A 675-nucleotide genomic window follows, 5' to 3' on the forward strand; every position below is an offset into this window, starting at 1 on the left:
CGGTCAGGGTCAGTCCCGGGAGCTGTTGCGCTGCGGTGCGCAGCACTTCCTCGGCCTGCATCCGGGCCAGCCCGGCCCCCAGGCACCGGTGCACTCCCAGTCCAAAGGCCAGCGAATCATCCTGCTCCCGGCCCAGTTGGCCTCCGGACAGCTGCAACACCAGCTGCTGGCCAGCCAAGAATTGCTCACCGCCACATACCGTGTCCCGGGCCACGACGCGCCGCCAGGTCGGCACCGAGGACTGGGCGGCCAGAACCGCACCGACCAGCTGCGCGGCGGTGTGTGGGTTGTGGGCGCACTGCTCCCAGCGGTCCCGGTCCAGCGCGGTGTGCAGGACGGTGTGGATGAGCAATGCCGTGGTCTCCTGGCCGGCGATGGTCAAAAAGTAGCCAGCGAGCGGATCCGGTCCGTGTCCACCCCTTCCCGGTGCAGTTCGGCGTAGAGGTTTCCGTCCCCGGCGGCGATGGCTTGCAGGACGCTCTGGCGCAGCCAGGCATGGAATTGCGCGGCGGTGCGTGCCAGCTCCAGCTGGCGCTGGTGATCCGGCCACCCCCAGAACAATTCCAGTGAGTGGCGGCTGAAGCGCTTGAGCAGGTCCGCCGGCGGCACCGGCACCCCGCTCAGGCGCTGCATCACCTCTGCCGGAATCGGCGCGGCCAGCCGTGCGCTCAGATC

Annotated in this window: 2 pseudogenes; both read right to left on the minus strand. The window is 69.5% G+C overall.

The window, feature by feature from the left end:
• A pseudogene (locus tag JCM19049_RS16670) lies at nt 1-382 on the minus strand (cytochrome P450); the annotation flags it as partial.
• A pseudogene (locus JCM19049_RS16675) lies at nt 379-675 on the minus strand (cytochrome P450); the annotation flags it as partial. The pseudogenes JCM19049_RS16675 and JCM19049_RS16670, both read right to left, overlap by 4 nt.

It is taken from the genome of Arthrobacter sp. JCM 19049 (genome assembly GCF_001310435.1).